19 protein-coding genes and 1 pseudogene are annotated in these 19,763 nt (G+C 43.5%); 7 read left to right on the forward strand and 13 right to left on the reverse strand.

Going from position 1 to position 19,763, the window contains the following annotated elements:
- The first annotated feature begins 112 nt into the window (after positions 1–112).
- Positions 113–1,394, forward strand: a pseudogene (locus tag ONZ52_RS16080) (transposase).
- Between the two features lie 40 nt (positions 1,395–1,434).
- On the opposite strand, the gene ONZ52_RS16085 reads toward ONZ52_RS16080, so the two are convergent.
- From ONZ52_RS16085 to ONZ52_RS16100, 4 genes are all read right to left on the reverse strand, one after another.
- Positions 1,435–3,018 (reverse strand): methyl-accepting chemotaxis protein, encoded by a 1,584-nt coding sequence (locus ONZ52_RS16085; protein ID WP_265219725.1) that lies wholly within the window; start codon positions 3,016–3,018, stop codon positions 1,435–1,437.
- Positions 3,019–3,272: 254 nt separating this feature from the next.
- Positions 3,273–3,455, reverse strand: coding sequence for a hypothetical protein (locus tag ONZ52_RS16090; protein WP_265219726.1), 183 nt, complete (start codon positions 3,453–3,455; stop codon positions 3,273–3,275).
- 188 nt (positions 3,456–3,643) lie between these two features.
- A complete protein-coding gene (locus ONZ52_RS16095) occupies positions 3,644–3,808 on the reverse strand; it encodes a hypothetical protein (protein WP_265219727.1) in 165 nt (54 codons plus the stop codon).
- A 96-nt stretch (positions 3,809–3,904) separates the two neighbouring features.
- Positions 3,905–5,029, reverse strand: a complete 1,125-nt coding sequence (locus tag ONZ52_RS16100) for an acyltransferase family protein (RefSeq protein ID WP_265219728.1) — start codon at positions 5,027–5,029, stop codon at positions 3,905–3,907.
- Between the two features lie 215 nt (positions 5,030–5,244).
- Here ONZ52_RS16100 and ONZ52_RS16105 point away from each other — a divergent pair, with 215 nt between their 5' ends.
- The 3 genes from ONZ52_RS16105 to ONZ52_RS16115 all read left to right on the forward strand — a co-directional run bounded on the left by ONZ52_RS16105 (position 5,245) and on the right by ONZ52_RS16115 (position 7,331).
- Entirely contained in the window at positions 5,245–5,703 is a 459-nt protein-coding gene (locus ONZ52_RS16105) for a YehS family protein (RefSeq protein ID WP_265219729.1), read from the forward strand.
- 40 nt (positions 5,704–5,743) lie between these two features.
- On the forward strand, positions 5,744–6,058 hold the full coding sequence (locus ONZ52_RS16110) for an antibiotic biosynthesis monooxygenase (protein ID WP_265219730.1): 315 nt from the start codon (positions 5,744–5,746) through the stop codon (positions 6,056–6,058).
- A 181-nt stretch (positions 6,059–6,239) separates the two neighbouring features.
- On the forward strand, positions 6,240–7,331 hold the full coding sequence (locus ONZ52_RS16115; RefSeq protein WP_265219731.1) for a hypothetical protein: 1,092 nt from the start codon (positions 6,240–6,242) through the stop codon (positions 7,329–7,331).
- 68 nt (positions 7,332–7,399) lie between these two features.
- On the opposite strand, the gene ONZ52_RS16120 is transcribed toward ONZ52_RS16115, so the two are convergent.
- The 9 genes from ONZ52_RS16120 to ONZ52_RS16160 form a co-directional block, all read right to left on the reverse strand.
- Complete coding sequence (locus ONZ52_RS16120) at positions 7,400–8,359, reverse strand: AraC family transcriptional regulator (RefSeq protein WP_265219732.1); 960 nt, start codon at positions 8,357–8,359, stop codon at positions 7,400–7,402.
- A 230-nt stretch (positions 8,360–8,589) separates the two neighbouring features.
- A complete protein-coding gene (locus ONZ52_RS16125; RefSeq protein ID WP_265220308.1) occupies positions 8,590–9,600 on the reverse strand; it encodes an MFS transporter in 1,011 nt (336 codons plus the stop codon).
- A gap of 467 nt (positions 9,601–10,067) precedes the next feature.
- Positions 10,068–11,108: a peptide ABC transporter ATP-binding protein gene (locus ONZ52_RS16130; RefSeq protein ID WP_265219733.1), complete on the reverse strand. Its 1,041-nt coding sequence runs from the start codon at positions 11,106–11,108 to the stop codon at positions 10,068–10,070.
- 40 nt (positions 11,109–11,148) lie between these two features.
- Positions 11,149–12,072, reverse strand: a complete 924-nt coding sequence (locus ONZ52_RS16135; RefSeq protein ID WP_265219734.1) for an oligopeptide/dipeptide ABC transporter ATP-binding protein — start codon at positions 12,070–12,072, stop codon at positions 11,149–11,151.
- 11 nt (positions 12,073–12,083) lie between these two features.
- Positions 12,084–12,998, reverse strand: coding sequence for a dipeptide ABC transporter permease DppC (gene dppC / locus ONZ52_RS16140; RefSeq protein WP_265219735.1), 915 nt, complete (start codon positions 12,996–12,998; stop codon positions 12,084–12,086).
- Positions 12,999–13,008: 10 nt separating this feature from the next.
- On the reverse strand, positions 13,009–14,019 hold the full coding sequence (locus tag ONZ52_RS16145) for an ABC transporter permease subunit (RefSeq protein ID WP_265219736.1): 1,011 nt from the start codon (positions 14,017–14,019) through the stop codon (positions 13,009–13,011).
- A gap of 122 nt (positions 14,020–14,141) precedes the next feature.
- Complete coding sequence (locus ONZ52_RS16150) at positions 14,142–15,734, reverse strand: ABC transporter substrate-binding protein (RefSeq protein ID WP_265219737.1); 1,593 nt, start codon at positions 15,732–15,734, stop codon at positions 14,142–14,144.
- A gap of 517 nt (positions 15,735–16,251) precedes the next feature.
- Entirely contained in the window at positions 16,252–17,121 is an 870-nt protein-coding gene (locus ONZ52_RS16155; protein WP_265219738.1) for an NAD(P)-dependent oxidoreductase, read from the reverse strand.
- Between the two features lie 524 nt (positions 17,122–17,645).
- Positions 17,646–18,083 (reverse strand): GDSL-type esterase/lipase family protein, encoded by a 438-nt coding sequence (locus tag ONZ52_RS16160; RefSeq protein WP_265219739.1) that lies wholly within the window; start codon positions 18,081–18,083, stop codon positions 17,646–17,648.
- A gap of 240 nt (positions 18,084–18,323) precedes the next feature.
- Between ONZ52_RS16160 and ONZ52_RS16165 the strand changes: the two genes are divergently transcribed.
- From ONZ52_RS16165 to ONZ52_RS16175, 3 genes are read left to right on the forward strand one after another with little or no spacing between them, the layout of a single operon-like run.
- Positions 18,324–18,521 carry a hypothetical protein gene (locus ONZ52_RS16165; protein WP_265219740.1) on the forward strand — a complete coding sequence of 66 codons (198 nt, stop codon included), beginning with the start codon at positions 18,324–18,326 and terminating at the stop codon, positions 18,519–18,521.
- Positions 18,502–19,407, forward strand: coding sequence for an aldehyde dehydrogenase family protein (locus ONZ52_RS16170; protein ID WP_265219741.1), 906 nt, complete (start codon positions 18,502–18,504; stop codon positions 19,405–19,407). Before ONZ52_RS16165 ends, ONZ52_RS16170 begins: the two co-directional genes overlap by 20 nt.
- Complete coding sequence (locus ONZ52_RS16175) at positions 19,385–19,750, forward strand: aldehyde dehydrogenase family protein (protein ID WP_265219742.1); 366 nt, start codon at positions 19,385–19,387, stop codon at positions 19,748–19,750. Before ONZ52_RS16170 ends, ONZ52_RS16175 begins: the two co-directional genes overlap by 23 nt.
- The last annotated feature ends 13 nt before the right edge of the window (positions 19,751–19,763 follow it).

The following is a 19,763-nucleotide window of genomic DNA, read 5'->3' on the forward strand; positions in this document are numbered from 1 at the left end:
CCAGAAAAACTCACAACCTATTTAATCTAATGTTTTTTATAAGATAGTTAATGTCTAAATCTTACGATAAATACGCTTTTAGACCTAAAAAGTTGCAGAATGGGTGAGTTTTATGAAGCCTCGTCAGACAAAGATCATGCCGCAAAAGGATTTATTCCAACCTCAGCTCGTAGACATCATTAACCCCAATCATCCTTTAGTTCGACTAGCTAGGATCATTGATTGGAACCAGTTGGATAACGAATTGGGGGCACACTTCTCGACGGTGGGTGTAGCCGCGTTACCCACTCGCCTTATGGCGGGATTGCTCTATTTGCAACACTGGCATAATTTGTCTGACGAAATGGTATTAGAGCAATGGTTTGAATCGCCTTACTACCAATACTTTTGTGGCGAAACCTTTTTCCAGCACGACTTCCCGTGCCATCCAACCAGTCTTGTTAAATGGCGAAAACGGTTAGGAGAAGAAGGCTGTGAATGGTTGCTAACCCAGACGATACAAGCAGGGCTGAAACTAAAAGTCATCAAACCAGCGAGCCTAAAATGAGTCGTAGTAGACACCACGGTAAAAGAAAAAAACATCCCGTTAAGACAAACCTATAACAAAGCTTGTCATGAGTTAATGCCTAAAATTGGACGTTATGGTCACGCCAAACAATACAAACGGATGAAAAAAGCGATTAAGCAAGTCAAAGGCTTCTTAGGGCGAGTATTGCGTGACATAGATCGGCAAGTAAAACGACAAGGATTAACGCTCACTTAAAAACAGGAAGACACACTCAACCAAGCTTGTCGATTACTAAAACAAACTTGTCAGAGCAAAAACAAACTCTACAGCTTATATGAACCCAATGTGGACTGTATATCCAAAGGCAGAGCCTCATAAACGCTACGAATTTGGCGTAAAAGCGAGCATAGCTGTGACAGCAAAAGAATCTTTCATCGTGGGTGAAAGAAGCTATTCAGGTAATCCTTATGATGGTCATACGTTAAAAGATCAACTCCAACAAGTAGAAACCTTGACGGGGCGAAAACCGGAAACCTGTTTTGTTAATAGAGGGTATAAAGGGTCAGGCGTGGAAGACATTAACGTCTTGGTTGCTGGTCAAAACGCGGTGTACCCAAGAAAGAAAAACTGGATGGAAGACGAAATAGAATAGAACCCATCATAGGGCATCTCAAATCGGATGGAAAACTCAGACGATGCTTCTTAAAAGGTGTACTAGGCGATGGATGCGATCAACGTGATCTTAAGTGCCTGTGGCCAGAACCTGCGTAAGCTACTGAAGTGGCTTTGTTGTACCCCATATTTTGGAGCATTTTTAAGACGATTATGGCTGAAAATAATCTTTCCTCTGGAAAGACCTAAAAATAGCATGGCGCTTCTTGCATGAAACGCCATTATTCAGGAACGACTAATCAGAAAATAGTGTTTTATATTTTGAAATAACTAACGCTTTCATGTAGTTCTATAGCTAATTTTTCTAAATCATCCATGCTTTTTCGTGAACTGGAAACTGCTACGGCAGTTTCTTGTACCATGGTTGATATTTCTTCAACATGTTCTGCGAGGCTTTGAGTGGCTTTGTTTTGTTCTTTTGCCGAATAAGACACATCTCTTATTCTGGCAAGTGTTTCATCCGAACCCGTGCGGATGTTTGATAGCATTTGAGTTACTTGATATGAGCTTTCTACACTATCTTCTACTTTAGGTAATATTGCCTGCATTGTTTTCGCGACGTTTTCCGTCTCTGCTTGAACCATATTAATTGTTTCAGTAATTTCAGCGGTAGCAGTTGCAGTACGTGACGCTAGTGTTCTTACTTCATCAGCTACGACAGCAAACCCCCGCCCTTGCTCACCCGCGCGCGCTGCTTCTATTGCCGCGTTCAAAGCTAACAGATTGGTTTGATCCGCAATATCTCGAATCACATTAACAATATTACCAATTTGTAGAGAGCGTTTTTCTAAGTTGGCGATTTCTTCGGTAGAGCGGGTAATTTGATTAGAAATTTCATTAATACTTTGAGCCGATTTTTTAACTAAATTTTCACCATTCAATGACAATGCAGAAGATTCTTCTGAGTTCTTCTCAGTGTTGTGAGCACTTCTTGATATTTCTTCTATACAAGATGACAATTCTTGAATTGCAGAGGCTGTTGAATAAGATGCATCGGATGATTTTTGTGATGCTGCTGCAATATGTTGCATTTGTTCATTAAGTATTTTTGTAGAGCCTGTAAGTAACAGAGAGCCTTTGTTGATATTACGGACCATCTCTTGAAGAGAGTTCTGCATACGAGCAATAGAGCCGAGTAGACTGTCTTTTGAGAAGTTGCCTTGGATACTCTCATTTAAGTAGCCATTGGCAATTTGAGTCGTAACTTCCATTGCGTATTGTGGCTCGCCGCCAATTTTATTAAGAATATTTCTAGCTAAGTAAATGGCAGAAAATATAATAAAAGCTAGAATCACAAGGCCTGCAATAATGAAATAAACAGCTGTGTGCCAGAACGTAGACTGTAAATCATCCATATATACGCCATAGCCAATCACCCAATTCCATTCAGGGATTTTGCTCATTCCATTAACTTTTATAACTTGATCATCAGTACCTGGTTTCTTGCTCGGACTTACTTTGAATACTAAATCAGTATTTGCAAGTTGTTTCATGTGATCTTTGTAAGACTCTTGAAACTTCCCCAATTCACTTTCTCGAGCATGAACACGAGAAATGGCGTTATTATCATTTGACCAAATAAAAGATGCACCTTCGCGCATTGTTGATAAGGCTTCTATAACAGCTTGTTCCGCTTCTGGTTTCGTAAGCTTTCCTGTTTTTTCTAATTCTACGAAATGCGTAGCTTGGTTTTTTGCAAAATTTAGAATCGTTTCTATTTCATGTTTTCGGCTATCTATTAGATTTTCACGAAGTGTCGTTAAAGCAAGTGCACCCAAAATAATTAAGCCAGCTGCTGAAAAAATAATAAGAATTCCTAGTTGTTTTGATAGTTTCATACGCACCTTGTCTAGTTAAAACATGCATGTTATTGCTAATCAATTCCATACACGGAGCGGTAGATGCAATCTCAGGCAAGTAATGGTATGTGATTAGGTTATTTAGAAGGCGTATCTTATATATTAAAATAAAGTTTTTTAAAATAAAAATGATGAAACTTGGGGTTCAATTGGGTAGGATTATTAAATTCTAGTAGATAAATCTAAGTAAGGTGGGGAATGATATTACATCTACACCAACATTACTGTATTGCCTAATACAATTGATCAGGTGTCACAACGAGCCAATTTTTATCAGCTGTACCAGGTTGTTCCAATGTAGATTGTTGCTTAGCAGCATCGTCCCACCAAGCTTCCATTTGTTTCATGTATTCCGCTTTGCGGTTTACCCAAATGCGCATGCAGCCTTTATCAGTGTCAGTGCCATTGAACAGCATGTAGCCATCGTAAAGTGGTGAGTCACCGGCGACAAGTATGGGGTTCTTCCATTAGTCAATCTAACCAAGGATTGAGCCAAGCTTGCCTTCGTACCATGTCATCGGGTTCATCAAGAAAGCTGTCATTTGAAGGTCTAGATTCTTTTTTTGATTGTATGCTCCTTGTTTGATTTGCATTCTAGATGTTGTCAAATTTTTTGTTTTTTAGCAGCATAAGCGCCCATATTCACATTCTTTTCAATCATGGTATTCAACTCAGAGGCAACGTCTTTAGGCCAGTGAGTCAACTCCGTAGCATGCAACGAGGCACTGCACAGAATGAGAGAAGTACAGAGAATGGATGATAATTTCATTTGGGATTCCTTATTTAATGAGAAATAAGGTAATGATCATGCATGATCAACCTCAAAATCGACATCTTTTTGCCTATAGTACACCTTCTATATTTATCAAGCCCCAATCAGCAATCGGCTTTTTTTGCCTAACAAAGGTTTTAATTTGCCTATTAACCATACCGATCCATAGAACTGAAAAACAAATAATGCCAATGATGAAACAAGGCTGTATAGCAGGGTTGTATTGGGTTCAAGATATCCCGCATTGAGTAGTAAATAGGTGGCGTTTCCCCAGATCATGCTAATAAGAGGATGTAAGAAAAAAATAGCAAAGCTAATGGAAGCCAACATGGTTAAGTGTTTACCAAGGGCAGGTCTGACAAGGTGTGAACAAAAGCCGATAAATAAAATACACAGGCCCATTTTTTGAATGAATTGTAAATCGATGCCACCCCATTCAAATGCGGCTTTATGATAGCCTCCAACATGAAGTAAAAGGCTAGATTGTAACCAAATGGTGGAAATGACGGTGAGGATGGCGGCGACAAAAAAATAGCGATAATGCTTTTTCATCCAGTCACGGTGTAGAGAATACAGCATACCCGCTAGGTAAAAAGGCGTGAAATACACCACGGATTGTAGCACATTAGCGTTGCCATGCGGTCGATGAATGACAACGGAGATGATGGTAAACATCGCTAAAATAGACAGCTGAGTCAATAGCGGCAGTGTTAAATAGCGCAGATGTAGCCCAGAGCATAAAAAAGTCACGATGATGAAGGGGATATACCAATGGGGAAACAGAATGTAGCCCTGTTTCATCAAGTGCCAGCACATTACGGCGGCTTCCGCGGCACTGACCTGATCCACTAACATAAAGACGAAAAAGTTCATGACAATAGCAAACGCGGATACAACCAAAAATGGCACAAACACGTTGAGTACTTTCTTCGACATAAAGCGTCGATAATCAAAACGTTGTGCAAAAACATGATGGAAGAAAAAGCCAGAAATAAACACAAAAACCCCAGTACCACCGCGCACTATATTTTCTAACCATAGCGGAAAGCCATCATTAGTATTGATTACTGAGTGCCCCAGTACGATCAATATAATGGCTAAACCTCGCATGTATTCGAATTCTGTCAGCCGCGTTGTTGAATGTGTTGTCGGCGGTAAGGTTTGCTTGGCGGCTTGTTCGGTGATGTCGATGAGCGTCGGTTTTTGGGTTAAGTTCACTGTCTTACATCCATGAAAATGGGCAATGCAATCTATTAAGTGGTCAGCTGTCTAGAGAATCAATTTCTTTTACCTAATGCGGGCAAGATTTTACGCCAATCATGCAGTTTCGACGATACTCTTACGGAATTAAAGTGCGAAGATAGGTAAAAATCCGCCAATCTGCTAGAGTCTCGGTCTACCATCACTTACTTCCCTAACACTAGGATATTATTTTGAACAACAACGATATTTTACGCCGCCTTCGTTATACCTTTGATCTAAAAGAGTTGGAGATTGTTGATATCTTCGCGGCAGCGGATGGTATTGCCGCACAAGAGCAAGTCACCAGTTGGCTAAAAAAAGAAGATGATGCAGGCTATATCGAAATGCTTGATGTGGAAATGGCGACCTTTCTTAATGGCTTGATCAATACGAAGCGTGGCAAGCGTGAAGGCCCACAACCTGAGCCAGAAAAGCGTCTGACAAACAATATTGTCTTTATGAAATTACGCATCGCTTTAAACCTACAAGCCGAAGACATTCTAGACATCATGTCGCTTGCGGAATTTAACTTAAGCAAGCATGAGCTAAGCTCTTTCTTCCGTAAACCAGACAACCGTCACTATTGCGAATGCAAAGATCAGATCTTGCGTAACTTCCTAATGGGATTGCAAAAGCGGTTTCGTGCGTAGACACAGCTGATATGTTGAATTATGGCGGAGAAACATAGAAATGATTGCTAGAGAATGGAAAGCCCGTTGCCCGATGTCTAAAAAAGAGGCGTTCATTGCTTATTTATATGAAACCGGAGTTAAAGATACCTCTGCAACTAAGGGGTTTAAAGGCGCTCAAATCTTTGGTCGTGAAGTAAATGAATACACATTTGAAGTTACTCTTATTACTTATTGGCCGACACGCGAGTCTATTGTCGCTTTCGCTGGTCAGGATATTGATGTCGCCAGACTTTATCCTGAAGACGATAAATACGAGTTAGACCCAGATACGTTTGTGCGTCACTATGATGTTTTAGAAAACCATTGGGTGTAGCCATAATCATTAGGTAAAGAGATCTAACGTTTTATTTGATCCCTTTACCTTATCTACGTTTTTCTTATTTATGTCACATAGTGTACAAAGATTGCACTATGTGGATATCTCATTCCGCCCCGCTTTGCGATATTGACTCCCTAATTATAAATATAACAGTTAATAAACAGGTGGTATCCATATGTTGATGAAAAATAAGGTGGCGCAAGCTGTTATCGTGGCGAGTCTCTCTTCGCAAGGATTTGCTCTGGAGTTGGGTGATTTTAATGGTACCCAATTCAGCATTGGCGGCTATTTAAAAGCAGAGGGTGTGTTCAATAACCCTGACGAAGGAAGTAGTTCGTTTGATGGCAGTGCTCGTCAGTCACGTATTAACTTCACAGCAAGCCGCATGGAAGACGGCCATAAAATCACTGGATTTATTGAAGGGGATTTTTGGGATAACAATACAACAGCGTCAGACTCTACTTACGCCTATCGTTTACGTCATGCGACTATTTCGGTTGATAACTTGACCGTTGGTCAGACGTGGAATGGTCAATTTTTTGCTAACGCGCCATTTGATACCGAAATGATTAACTTATGGGGACTAGGGATAGGTACTGTGGCTGGGAACGGTGCGGTTGTTCGTCCTGATTTGGTTGTGCACTATGCAGACAAAGGCATGCGCTTAACTTTCCAAGATCCTGTTTATGCTGACGCGAGTTACCCAGATATGGTGGCAGCTTATACGCATCGCACACCAGAAGGTCATGCTTTTAACGTTGCGGTGACAGGCCGTGATGTGGACATGACGCCTTCTAATAGCGCTGACAGCGACTCTAAATTCGGTGCGGCTTTGTCTCTAGCGGCGAAATTGAAATTTGGTGACACCAGTTTATCGCTCAGTGGCTTCTCCGGTAAGGGGGCGGGTGTTTACGCTGGTTGGGGTTACCAAGGTGCGTCAGGGGCTTCTGGTGTTGCTGAAATAGACGCTCAGGGTGACATGGTCACTTTAACCGGCTTCTCAGCAGGCATTGGGCATAAAGTCAGTGACAAGGTAAGAGTTAACCTACGTTATGGTCAAGTGACGTCTGACGAAACCGCTTCAACATTGGCGGATGATACGCTTAAATTGACTCTAGCGAACGTTATCTACACGTACTTGCCAGGCTTAGAATTCGGTTTAGAGGTGCGTGATCAGAATATGGCAAACCGTCCCTCAGTGGCTGTTGGTACGTCATCACGTCCTGCTGGACAACAAGTCGAAGTGATGGCGATGTACAAGTTCTAATAACGAGTCACCACAAGAACAGACTGGGCTTTTCCCCTTTTGTCCAGTCTGTTTTTTTTATGGTTTGTTTAACAAGAAAAATCTCGTAACGTTTTCGACGGTAATTCCCCTATTTGCTCGCGGTATTGTGCTGAAAATCGTCCTAGGTTAGTAAAGCCATACTTTAATGCAACCTGAGTCACATTTTTAATTCGCTCGTTGTTTTTCAATTCGGCGTGAACTCGTTCTAATTTCAGACGGCGAACATACGTTGAGGGTGTTAGGCCTGTCTCACGTTCAAATAAATTATACAGCGACTTTCGGCTGATTTGGCATAAGCTGGCCAACTCATCTATCGTAATATCCCGAGTAATATTGTCCAAAACGTATTGACGAATACGCGCAATATAACGATGCAGTGAATCTTTAGAAACCGAGCCGAGTCGGACATTGTTATCAAAGACATTGAGAATAGCGCTGTTTAGTAGCTTGCAATAATACAGCAAGGGCCGCTCACCAAGAACGGATTTGTCTTGTTGTAACATGTCGTTGAGTAGATTAAACAAAGGTACCGCCATGGGGAGTTGATTCGGGACTGAGCTAAAAACAATGCCGCTAGTCGATGATAAATAACCGAATTCTTGAGCTGCCTGATGCAAGAAATCCGTCGGAATTCTGACGATAAGCTTTTTACAGTCAGCATAGTCATGCGATTCAATAGGCGTATTGGGCATAATGATGATCGAGTCTCCTGCTTTTAATACACGTTCAGCATTGTGGCTATGCTCGAGACGGCGCCCTGTCAGAACGACTTGTAAAAAATACGCGTCGGGCACTGTTACGCTGCTTATTTGAACAGGCACATCAAGGCTGTATTCGATAATCGAAAGTGCTCCAAACGTTTTGAATTTTAACGTTGTGAGTGTTGGCTGAAGTGTTCCTTCAATAAAATGATGCTTTCCAAAGCCTTTTTCTAATAAAACATCAGCAAGAGACTGAATAGGAACGTCTACAAGCTGAAGGTCGTAGTTTGAAAAATCAAATCTCATCGCGATACACCAGTGCATTAATTATTTTTATAAGCGGGCAGTTTAGGTTGTTTCTTTACTGCGGTATAAAGTGCCTACTTAGTGTAGTGCGCGGTGCTTTGACTTAGTCATCCATTTTTGAGGTTAGTCCATCAATTATTGGTATAGTAAACAGTCATGTTCAAAACCATGTTATATAAGACACTAACATACGTGATTTAAAGATCAGAATAGATAGCGTACAGAGCCGTTTAGAAGTCGACTTTTGGTTGAATATTGACTTTTTTAGGTTGTAATCGTCTTTTTAGCCAAATGTATACCATGACTAATGTGATTAATGGTATGCCATGAAAAAGCATAATGACCAGATAGAGAGGCAGCCAATTGTAAAAAGGTGCCACTATCATCATTCCAGCGGCAAATCCCGTCATCTTGAACAGAGCAAGAGTGCTGAATACGGGTAGGCGTAGCGTGTCAGGTTCTGTTTGTACTCTTGATACCAAGCTTACCTCAGCAATGCCTTCGCCTATGCCGGCACAGATAACAAATAACATTGCCCATACTTGCTGATGTTGCTGAAAAGTAAGCATGAAGCCAATAGACAGAATTGAAAAGCCAACAAAAAATAGCCTTTCCAGTGAGAGGTATGGAGATTTCTTTAACAAATGACCTAACAGACGGGCACCGACAAACTTGCCGACAGCCCAAGATGCCATCAAGATACCCATGGCTTGGCTTATGTTTTCGGGGGTGAGCAATTTTGCTATGATTGGAAAACCGACTTGATGGGCCGCATTGCCTAAACTTCCGACAAGAGTGACCAACAACATGCCTGCTAGTATGGGGGCTTTTCTGAGTTCGACCTTAAGCTGTCGCCACTCTTGTCGAAAAGGGACAGACTGATAACTTGGTTGTGTCTCATCCGTGATTTTTTTCAGTGGTAACAGCATAACCGCGACAAAGACATAGGCGATAATATTAAGAATAAACACATTCTCATAACCTGTCCCCGCAATTAATGTTCCGACTAGCAATCCTCCTGTTACCGCACTCACCGAAGATAAAGAGGTTAACCAAGTATTGACCGATAACCGTTTTGAGTTGGTGATCCAATTAGGGAGTTGGCTATTGATTCCTATCGTGAACAGGGTGTTGCAAAAGCCGCTAATAAAAGCAATACAAGGGACCACATATAAACGGTAAGATTCGGGAAGAATCAGCAGCAAGACCATTACGAAAAATCGCACTAGGTTTAGACATATAAGTGCTAATTTCCCGGCATTTTTCGAAAAAAAGGTAGGCTAATCACACTAGAGAAAAGACTGCCACAGAGACTACAGACCATAAACATGCTGAACTGATAGACATTATTACTGATAACAAAGACATAGCTTGATAGGGCGATCATGCTGAGAACACTGCCAAAGTCAGCTATGCATCGAGCGCAGATGATAAAAAAAGCATTGATTGTAGAAGTGCGAAGACACTTTTCTAGGTAATTCATGATCGAGTTTTCCCTACTCTATATTCGAATAAATCCTTATTCGAAAGAAAACGCATCTTGATAGACGCGATGGATGCGTTTCAAAAAACAGCATCAACTTAGACTTTCATATACTAATAGCAAGACCGTATTCTTGACTACTGTTCTTTATTATTTGATAAAAAAACGCCCTTTCGGGCGTTCGAAAACTCACTGGGAGGTGAGTGTTGTTTCAGTCTGAATCGTTTAGGCCGCACCCACCGCGACGGTTTCGATGCGATTTTCTTCCACCGCGTGACAGGCAATCATGTGGCCTTTTTCTTGCTCTGCCTGATCGTCTAATCTCAACAATGGCGTTTCGGTTTTACAGCGGTCGTTGGCGTAACTGCAACGTCCGTGGAAAGCACAGCCAGAAGGCGGATTCAACGGTGACGGTAATTCGCCTTGTAGCTTAATGCGAACACGGCGTTTATCTGGCGAAAGCTGCGGCGTACTAGACAGCAAAGCCAAGGTGTAAGGGTGTTTCGGGTTCTCGAATAGTTGCTCGCGAGTCCCTTGTTCTACCACTTTGCCTAAATACATCACCATCACGTCATCAGCGATGTGTTCCACCACAGATAAATCGTGAGAGATGAACACATAGCTCAAGCCAAACTCTTTTTGCAAATCCATCATCAAGTTCAATACTTGTGCCTGAACAGACACGTCCAAGGCAGACACGGGTTCGTCGGCCACTATGACATTTGGGTCAAGCATCAAACCACGAGCGATCGCAATACGCTGGCGCTGACCACCGGAAAACATGTGCGGATAACGTTCATAATGCTCCGCTTTTAAGCCAACTTTCGCCATGATCGCGAGGGCTTTTTCTTTGCGTTCTGCTTTGGAAAGCTTGGTATTGATCACCAAAGGTTCTTCCAAAATCGCACCTATTTTCTTACGAGGATTCAAGGAGCCATAAGGGTTTTGGAAGATGATCTGAATCTTTTGACGCAACTTCGCCTGAGCGTCGGCACTCAAGGTCAGTAAGTCTTCACCTAGATGAGCCAGGCTACCGCCTGTCGGTGTTTCAATCATGGTCAGCATGCGGCCAAGGGTAGATTTTCCACAACCGGATTCGCCGACGACTGCAAGGGTTTTGCCTTTTTCAAGATTGAAGCTAATACCATCAACGGCTTTTACAACGGCGTCAGGTTTGAACAAACCTTGTTTGACATGGTAATGCTGCTTGAGGTTTTCGGCCTTTAAAATTAATTGCTTGTCTAATGAAGGGTTAGATTGGTTCATGCGGCTGGTCTCCCTTCGCGATCCAATGGCGTATGGCATTTTACTTGGCGATCAAGATCACCTTGGTTCGCAGGTTCAACCTTACGGCAATGATCTGTCGCATAAGGACAGCGCGGGCTGAGTAAACAGCCCAAAGGTCGATCATATTGACCGGAACCACACCAGGTAACGCTTCAAGGCGTGCTTTACCGGCAGCGGATTCTGGCAAAGAGGCCAGTAATGCCTGTGTGTATGGATGTCTTGGTGTGCTAAAGACTTCCGACGCTGGGCCAGATTCAACGATTTGACCCGCGTACATGACGATGACACGATGGGCGACTTCAGCGACCAAAGCCAAATCGTGCGTAATTAGCACCAAGCCCATTTGCTTCTTGCGTTGCAGCTCGATCAATAGATCAATGATCTGCGCTTGAATCGTCACGTCTAACGCAGTGGTTGGCTCGTCAGCGATTAATAAGCGTGGATCACAGGCAATCGACATAGCAATCATCACACGCTGGCTCATACCACCAGACAGCTGATGAGGGTAGTTGTCCAAACGGGACTCTGGCGCTGGAATGCCGACTTGCTTTAAAAGTTCAATAGCGCGTGCTTTTAACTCTTTCTTGCTGCCGCCTTGGTGCGTTTTGAGCGCCTCAATGATCTGATAACCCACTGTAAAACAGGGGTTAAGGCTGGTCATCGGATCTTGGAAGATCATTGCAATGTCGGAGCCAGTTAGCTTGCGACGTTGTTTTTCTGGCATGGCTAGCAAATCTTGATTATCAAACGTCAGTTGATCTGCGCTGACTTTGCCGGGAAAATCGATCAAGCCCATAATGGACAATGAACTGACACTCTTGCCTGAGCCAGATTCCCCAACGATGCCGAGAACTTCCCCTTCTTCGACCTTGTAACTGATGTTATCCACGGCGCGAAAATTGCCGAAGGTAACGCTTAAATTTTCCAACTGTAACAGTGACATAACAACCTCTCTTACTGTTTCAACTTGGGATCAAGGGCATCACGTAAGCCATCGCCCATGAGGTTAAACGCCAGTACTGTGATCAAAATCATCAAACCGGGGAAAGTGACTACCCACCACGCACGTTGCACGAACTGCAAGGCATCGGCCAACATAGAACCCCATTCTGGGGTGGGGGGTTGTGCGCCAAGGCCAAGAAAGCCAAGGGCCGCCATATCAAGAATGGCGCTGGAGAAGCCTAAGGTGGCTTGCACAATTAACGGTGCTAGACAGTTTGGCAAGATGCAGATAAACATCAGACGTAACGGCCCGGCCCCAATCACTTTAGAAGAGGTGACATAATCACGGGACATTTCGGCCATAGTGGCGGCACGCGTTAAACGTACGTAATGTGGCAGCGAAACAATGGAAATGGCCAACGCCGCATTCACAATACTTGGCCCCAAAATCGCCACGATCGCGATCGCCAACAACAAGCTTGGCATCGCCAACATGATGTCGACGATACGCATGATGGCGGTGTCGATTAGGCCTTTAAAGTAGCCTGCAATAAGACCCAGTAAAATCCCCATGACTAAAGACGCCGTCACAGCGACAATGCCCACCGCAATTGAGAGACGTGAGCCATAGATCAGGCGAGATAAAATATCTCGACCCACGTCGTCGGTACCTAATACGTAAGACCAATTGCCGCCTTCTAGCCAAGCGGGCGGCAATAACAGCGCGTCACGGTATTGATCCGATGGTGAGTGTGGTGCAACAAAATTAGCAAATACCGCCATAAAACAAATAATTAAGATAACAACTAGGCCTGCTACTGCGCCTTTGTTGCTGCTGAAATAATGCCAAAACTCTTGCATAGGCGTCATTGGTGCGGGAGCCGTCAATGGCGTATTCGTCGTGGACGTTTTTGTAGATACTGTCATAAACGCCTCCTTATCGGCTGTGTCGAATTCGTGGGTTAACAATGCCGTAAGTGATATCTACCAAGAGATTCACGACAATGATGATACAGGCAACAATTAAAATGCCGCCTTGTACAACGGGGTAATCACGGCGTCCGATGGACTCGATTAGCCATTTACCAATGCCCAGCCAAGCAAAGACGGTTTCAGTCAGAATCGCACCCGATAACAAAATACCCACCTGTAAACCGATTACTGTGATGACTGGGATCAAAGCGTTACGCAAAGCGTGAATCACGATCACTCGCCAAGGGGCAATGCCTTTTGCACGAGCGGTACGAATATAATCTTCGCTTAATACTTCTAGCATAGAAGAGCGTGTCATGCGGGCGATCACCGCCATGGGAATCGTACCAAGTACAATACTGGGTAAAATGAGATGGGACACAGCGGAAGCAAATGCGCCGTCTTCGCCGGATAAAAGGGAGTCAACCAGCATAAACCCCGTCACATCCTCAATCCAGTAAACGACATCGATCCGCCCCGACACGGGTGTCCAGCCTAGATTGACGGAAAATACCAACATCAATAACAGCGCCCACCAAAAAATAGGCATGGAATAACCCGTGAGTGAAAAGGTCATTACCGAATGGTCAATCACGGTTCCGCGTTTCACCGCCGCAAAAATACCGGCAGGTAAACCAATCAGAATCGCAAAAATAGCGGCACAGAATGCTAATTCTATGGTCGCAGGAAATAGGGTTAGGAATTCTTTCATCACTGGCTCTCTAGTGACTAATGAATTGCCTAAATCTCCTTGTAAAATTCCTCCAATGTATCGGAAATATTGCAAATATAACGGCTGATCAAGACCTAATTGTGCGCTTAATTCAGCGTGGCGCTCTGCGCTCACACCGCGCTCACCAGCCATGACTTCAATGGGGTCGCCAGGTATCAAATGGATCAGAGTAAAAGTCAGTAGGGTGATCCCGAGAAAAGTCGGAATAACAAGGCTTAAGCGACGAAAAATAAATTGGAACATAAAGGACTGGCTCTCTTGGGGTGTTATGTGATCGAGCAATCTGCTCGGTCAGCAAAATATCTACTCGCGTCCCAGCGAGTAGATATTTTGTTTGGTCCGAAGACTATGTAACTAAACGATAACTATTTGCTGACGTTGTAAAAGTAAAAACCACCAAGAGGGTCGATTTTGAATCCTTTCACATCTTTACGAACAGGAACATAGACCACCGAGTTGGCAATTGGCATCCAAGGCACTTCTTTATGGAATAATTCTTGCGCTTCTTCGTAGTACTTAGTACGTTGAGCTATATCAGACGAACGTTTTGCCTTGATCAATAGGTCATCAAATTCTTTGTTACACCACTGCGAATAGTTACCTCCGCCAACAGCATCACAGCTTAATAAGGTGTATAAGAAGTTATCTGGGTCACCATTATCACCAGTCCAACCAATAAGAAGTGTACCGGCTTCTCCTGCCTTAGCACGTTTTAGATATTCACCCCATTCAAAGGTGACAATCTTAGCTTTAACACCCACATTCGCCCAATCTTCTTGAATAATTTCAGCCATACGACGAGCATTTGGGTTGTATGGACGAGAAACAGGCATAGCCCATAGTGTGGTTTCAAATCCTTCTGAAAGGCCCGCTTCTTTTAGAAGCTGCTTAGCTTTTGCAGGATCGTATGGGTAATCAACAATGTTCTTATTGTAAGACCACATGGTCGGTGGAATTGGGTTTTTAGCTGCTTTCCCCGCACCTTGGAATACAGAGTCAATAATGGCTTGTTTGTTGGTTGCATAATTCAAAGCTTGGCGTACTTTCACATCACCAAGTGGTTTTTTTTCTATATTGAAAGCAAGATAACCGACGTTCAAGCCTTCTTGGTTCATTAAATTGATGTTTGGATCCGCCTCCATTTGCTTAAGATCAGCAGGGTTGGGATAGGGCATAACATCACATTCGCCCGCTTTTAGTTTTGCGTAACGCACAGAAGCGTCTGGTGTGATAGAGAAAACAAGACGGTCAATTTTTGCTTTGCCTTTCCAGTAATCTTCAAACGCTGTGTAGCGGATCAAAGAGTCTTTTTGGTACTGAACTTTTTGGAAAGGACCCGTTGCAACGGGATCAATGTCCAATTTTTCAGGTGTGCCCGCTTTCATGTAAGCGTCGGCTTGTTCTTTAGAGAAGATGGACGCAAAGTCCATGGCAAGATTGGCAACAAAAGGAGCTTCTGGATGGTTCAAGATAAATTTGACCGTGTAGTCGTCGACCTTGACTATGTCTTTAATTAAAGTGCCCATAGCCATGTCATCAAAATAGCCATAAGAACCACCGCCTACTTTGTGATATGGATTACTTTCAAGACGTTGACGGTTAAAGGTAAACAATACATCGTCGGCATTGAAATCACGTGTTGGTGTAAAGTCTTTTGAAGTGTGGAACTTCACGCCTTTGCGCAAATGAAAAGTGTACTCAAGGCCATCTGCGGAAACATCATAGCTTTCTGCAAGGCCTGGTTCTGTTTCTGTCGTACCCAATTTGAATTCTACTAAACGGTTGAACATGTTTTTCGAAGATGCGTCAAATGTAGTACCAGAATAGTAAAGCGATGGATTAAAGCCCTCAGGGCTACCTTCTGAACAATAAACTAGTGTTGTTGCAGCGTGAGCGGAAGTGCTGATTGCTCCAGCGGCCATAAGTGCGAGCGTTAGTTTTGCTAGCCCTGTTTTCATTGTCACTCTCCATTAACATAATTATTTTCGTGCTAAGCACGTGGGAAGTCGAATCAAGGTGTTCGTTACTTTTGTGATGTTTTTGAGGGTAAAAGCGGCCCTTAGCGTTTCTATCTTTACCGTTTTTAAAAACAAACCCCATCCAAACTCCTAGTTCGAATGGGGTTGTTCTGCCTCGTCCCTGAGCCCCCTTTAGCCATAAGCAATGCATCTGAATAAACAGGCGCATTAAAAACAGCGTCCCTGAAGATTACTCAAGCCAATTTAAATAACCAATTGAAATAACGATATGGCCTATACGTGTAATGAATACAGAATCTGAATAAAGGCCTGTACACCTTGAAAACAAAGGGGTTAGAGGAAAAATCATGAGTAAGGAATGTGAAAGGAAAAGGATAAATTTTTATAAAAAGTTTAAAAAAGAGGCATGAGATGGCGGTTTTAGCGGCTTTTTTGGTCTTTAGGACGGCCGTTTAATGCTCCATCATAGAAACATTAAACGGTCAACACATTAACATTAGGCTTTTTTATCGAGTGCTTTCACGAGAACAGAGGTGTCTTGGCGACCACGACCTTCGGCGATCAGTGCCTGATAATCTTGATCAACGGCCTGAGTTAATGGAATCTTGATGCCCATTTTTTCGGCTTGCGCAAGGCACAGCCCCAAATCCTTATGCATCCATTCAATCGCAAAACCAAAATCAAACTCGTTTTTCGCCATGGTTTCGCCGCGGTTCTCTAATTGCCAAGAGCCTGCAGCGCCATGTTTTAATGTATCCACCAGTGTTGGGATGTCTAAACCGGCCGTCTGAGCAAAACGAATGCCCTCAGACAAACCTGATAACACTCCACCAATAAGGATCTGATTGACCATTTTTGCGATCTGACCATTACCGACTGGACCCATTAAGCTGGTGGCTTTTGCGTAACAATCGAGTACTGGCTGTGCTCTTTCAAGGTCGCTGATTGTGCCGCCAATCATCACGGTTAATACGCCGTTGACTGCGCCTGCTTGGCCTCCAGAAACTGGCGCGTCCATGAAACCAAAACCGCGTTCTTGCGCAGCTTGATGAAGCTCTTTTGCTACTTCGGCTGAAGCGGTAGTGTGATCAATAAACAACGTGCCTGTTTTGGCGTGTTGAAAGGCACCATCGGGGCCTAAATACACCGCGCGCAAATCGTCATCATTACCCACGCAAGTTAGGACGATGTCGGCATCTTGTGCGGCAAGTGCTGGTGTGCTGGAAAATGCGCCTTGGTACTCCTTGCACCAGTTTTGGGCTTTTTGTGTGGAACGATTATAGACTACGACAGAATGGCCGGCCTTACTAACGTGTCCTGCCATGGGGTAACCCATTGTACCAAGTCCAATGAAGCTGACTTTCATTGCTTTTCTCCTTATTGCGTTGCCCAGATATGAATTTGAGAGACAAATTTAATGCATTGATCATACGGATTTGATAATGAATTACGAGGTACAAAAAACCGTGAAATGAAGCATACAGAAGCGTGTTTTCATTATTTTGCTCATGTTTTCAGTAGACGCTTTATTGTTATCTTGCTGAAAATAAGCTGTGGATAACTTTGTGCAAGAAAATTTTTATGGCCGGATATTTCGTTGGGAAGGGGATTTTTGCCAATAATCGTGCGTATTTTATACGATTTTTATATTTTTCTATTGTGCGAAAAGATCTTCCCCATCTTGTCAATACTCAAAGGTGGGGAAAATCAATATACGTCTTGTATTATGTTCGGTTGATGGTTATTCATTTTCTTTTGTGATGCCTATAATATCTTTATAAAAAATAAAAAACTTTATAAAACAATATCTTAATTAAATCTTATCTTTGATCAAAGCCTGGATTGCCTGAGCTAATTGTGTATTGGCTTGTGTGTCCAAATGCACACCGTCTATGGTACTGGGCTGTAAAATCCCCGCAGCGTTGAGAAAAGACATTTGTTATGAGCCGCGACATCTTGGTAGTAGTGATGAAAATGTTGAGATTTTTCAATGGCTCCGTCAAAGTTCTCGGCCATCGCACCCGTTGGGGATAAGATATTTGGCGGCGCTATGACCACGCATCTTGGATGCGGGAATCCGTGGTTATTTGGCATTTTTGACTTTTCGATCAGTTTCTCTACGCCTTTAGCGGCTTCATAGGCACCGACATTGAAATATCGCTTTAAATCATTCGTCCCCAACATGATGATTAAAATATCGACGGGGCCGAAGGTTTCCAGCGCGGCTTGTAAATACGACAGGCCGTTTCTGCCTTCTAAAAAAGGATCATTCCAAATAGTTGTGCGGCCAGGTAAACCAAAATTGATCACTTGATGGTGTTTACCCAAGAGCCTCATTGAGCATAGTTGGCCAGCGTAGATGTTTAGGATAACGTCCGCCATTTGGCACACTGCCCCAAGTGAGAGAATCGCCGTAACATAGAATCGTCGCCATCATTTGCTCCTTGCTTTTTTGTTTGCCACTAGAAAGTGCCTTTATCATTATATAGTGTAGCTAATTTGGTCGAGTTTAGAGTAAAAACGTTTTGTAAACATGGCAGCATATTGATGGGTATTATGGGAGGCAAAATGGCGCTTGAACGGTCTTATCATCAAGACGACATGTTGGCGGCGTTTACACGCCTAAAAGCCATCGCTCAACGAGCGTCTTTTCCGACCGCTGACGAGCGCCGACATTGTCTCAAGCATTTGGAGGCGGCACTATTACGTTCGGAAGCATCACTATTAAGCGCACTTCAGAAAGACTTTGGGCATCGAGCCTCATGAAGAATCTCGACTATTAGAACTGATACCTGTATTGGGTGAAATAAAACACGCTAAGCGCCACCTGAAAACATGGATGCGGCCATCCAAACGTTGTTTACACATTAGCACCTTACCCGCCAAAGCCAAGGTTATCTATCAACCCAAAGGGGTTGTTGGCGTGATTTCACCTTGGAATTATCCTGTTTTACTTTGTCTTGGTCCCTTAATCGGAGCGTTGGCAGCGGGTAATCGAGTGATGCTTAAGGTGTCGGAATATTGTCCAGAAACCAATAAAGTACTGCGCGAAATATTGGATCGCGCGTTGGGTGAAAACTGGATTGAGATGGTGGAAGGCGAAGCAGACCTTGCTAATCGCTTTAGTTTGTTACCGTTTGATCATTTATTATTTACGGGTTCCACATCGGTCGGGCATATTGTGATGCGCAATGCCGCAGAAAACTTAACACCTGTGACACTTGAATTAGGGGGAAAGTCTCCGCTGCTGGTGGCACCGTCAGCGGATTTACGCGATACCGCGAAGAAACTGGTGTTTGGTAAAATGCTCAACGCCGGTCAAACCTGTGTTGCGCCCGATTACATCATGTGCCATGCCGATCAAAAACAGACCTTAATCGAGTACATAAAGCAGGAGCTTTTAGCTTATTACCCTGAGGGCGTTCTGAGCCCTGATTACACGAGTTTGATTAACCCCCGTCAACTGGATCGCCTACAAGGCTATTTAGAGGAAGCAAGGGCCGCTGGGATCGAATGCGACAACCTGATGTCGCAAGGGCCAGCACAAAGTGATGGCAAATTAGCTTTGCACGTTATACATCAACCAACCGATGACCTGCGTGTCATGCAAGATGAGCCTCTTTGGGCCTTTGTTACCCATTTTATTGTATAGCGACATGGAAGAAGCACTGTCTTACATTCATCAGCGGCCACGACCTTTGGCCCTGTATTTATTTACCCAGCAGACAGAAGATCAACGACTTTGTGAAGCTCGCATAGTAAGTGGCAGTTTGGTGATCAATCACACGTTGGTGCAAGTGGCACAGGCTGACTTGCCGTTTGGTGGTATTGGTGCATCGGGAATGGGCGCTTACCATGCCGAAGAAGGTTTTCGAACGTTTTCCCACGGCAAGTCGGTGTTAAGCAAACGTGGCAAGAATATTCTCGCTTTACTGCGGCCGCCTTATCGACGTCCCATCCATCGTTTCATGGCCAAATTTTGGCGCTTTTTATAATAGAAAACCATGA

Source organism: Marinomonas rhodophyticola, assembly GCF_026113935.1.
Taxonomy (GTDB): Bacteria; Pseudomonadota; Gammaproteobacteria; order Pseudomonadales; family Marinomonadaceae; genus Marinomonas; species Marinomonas rhodophyticola.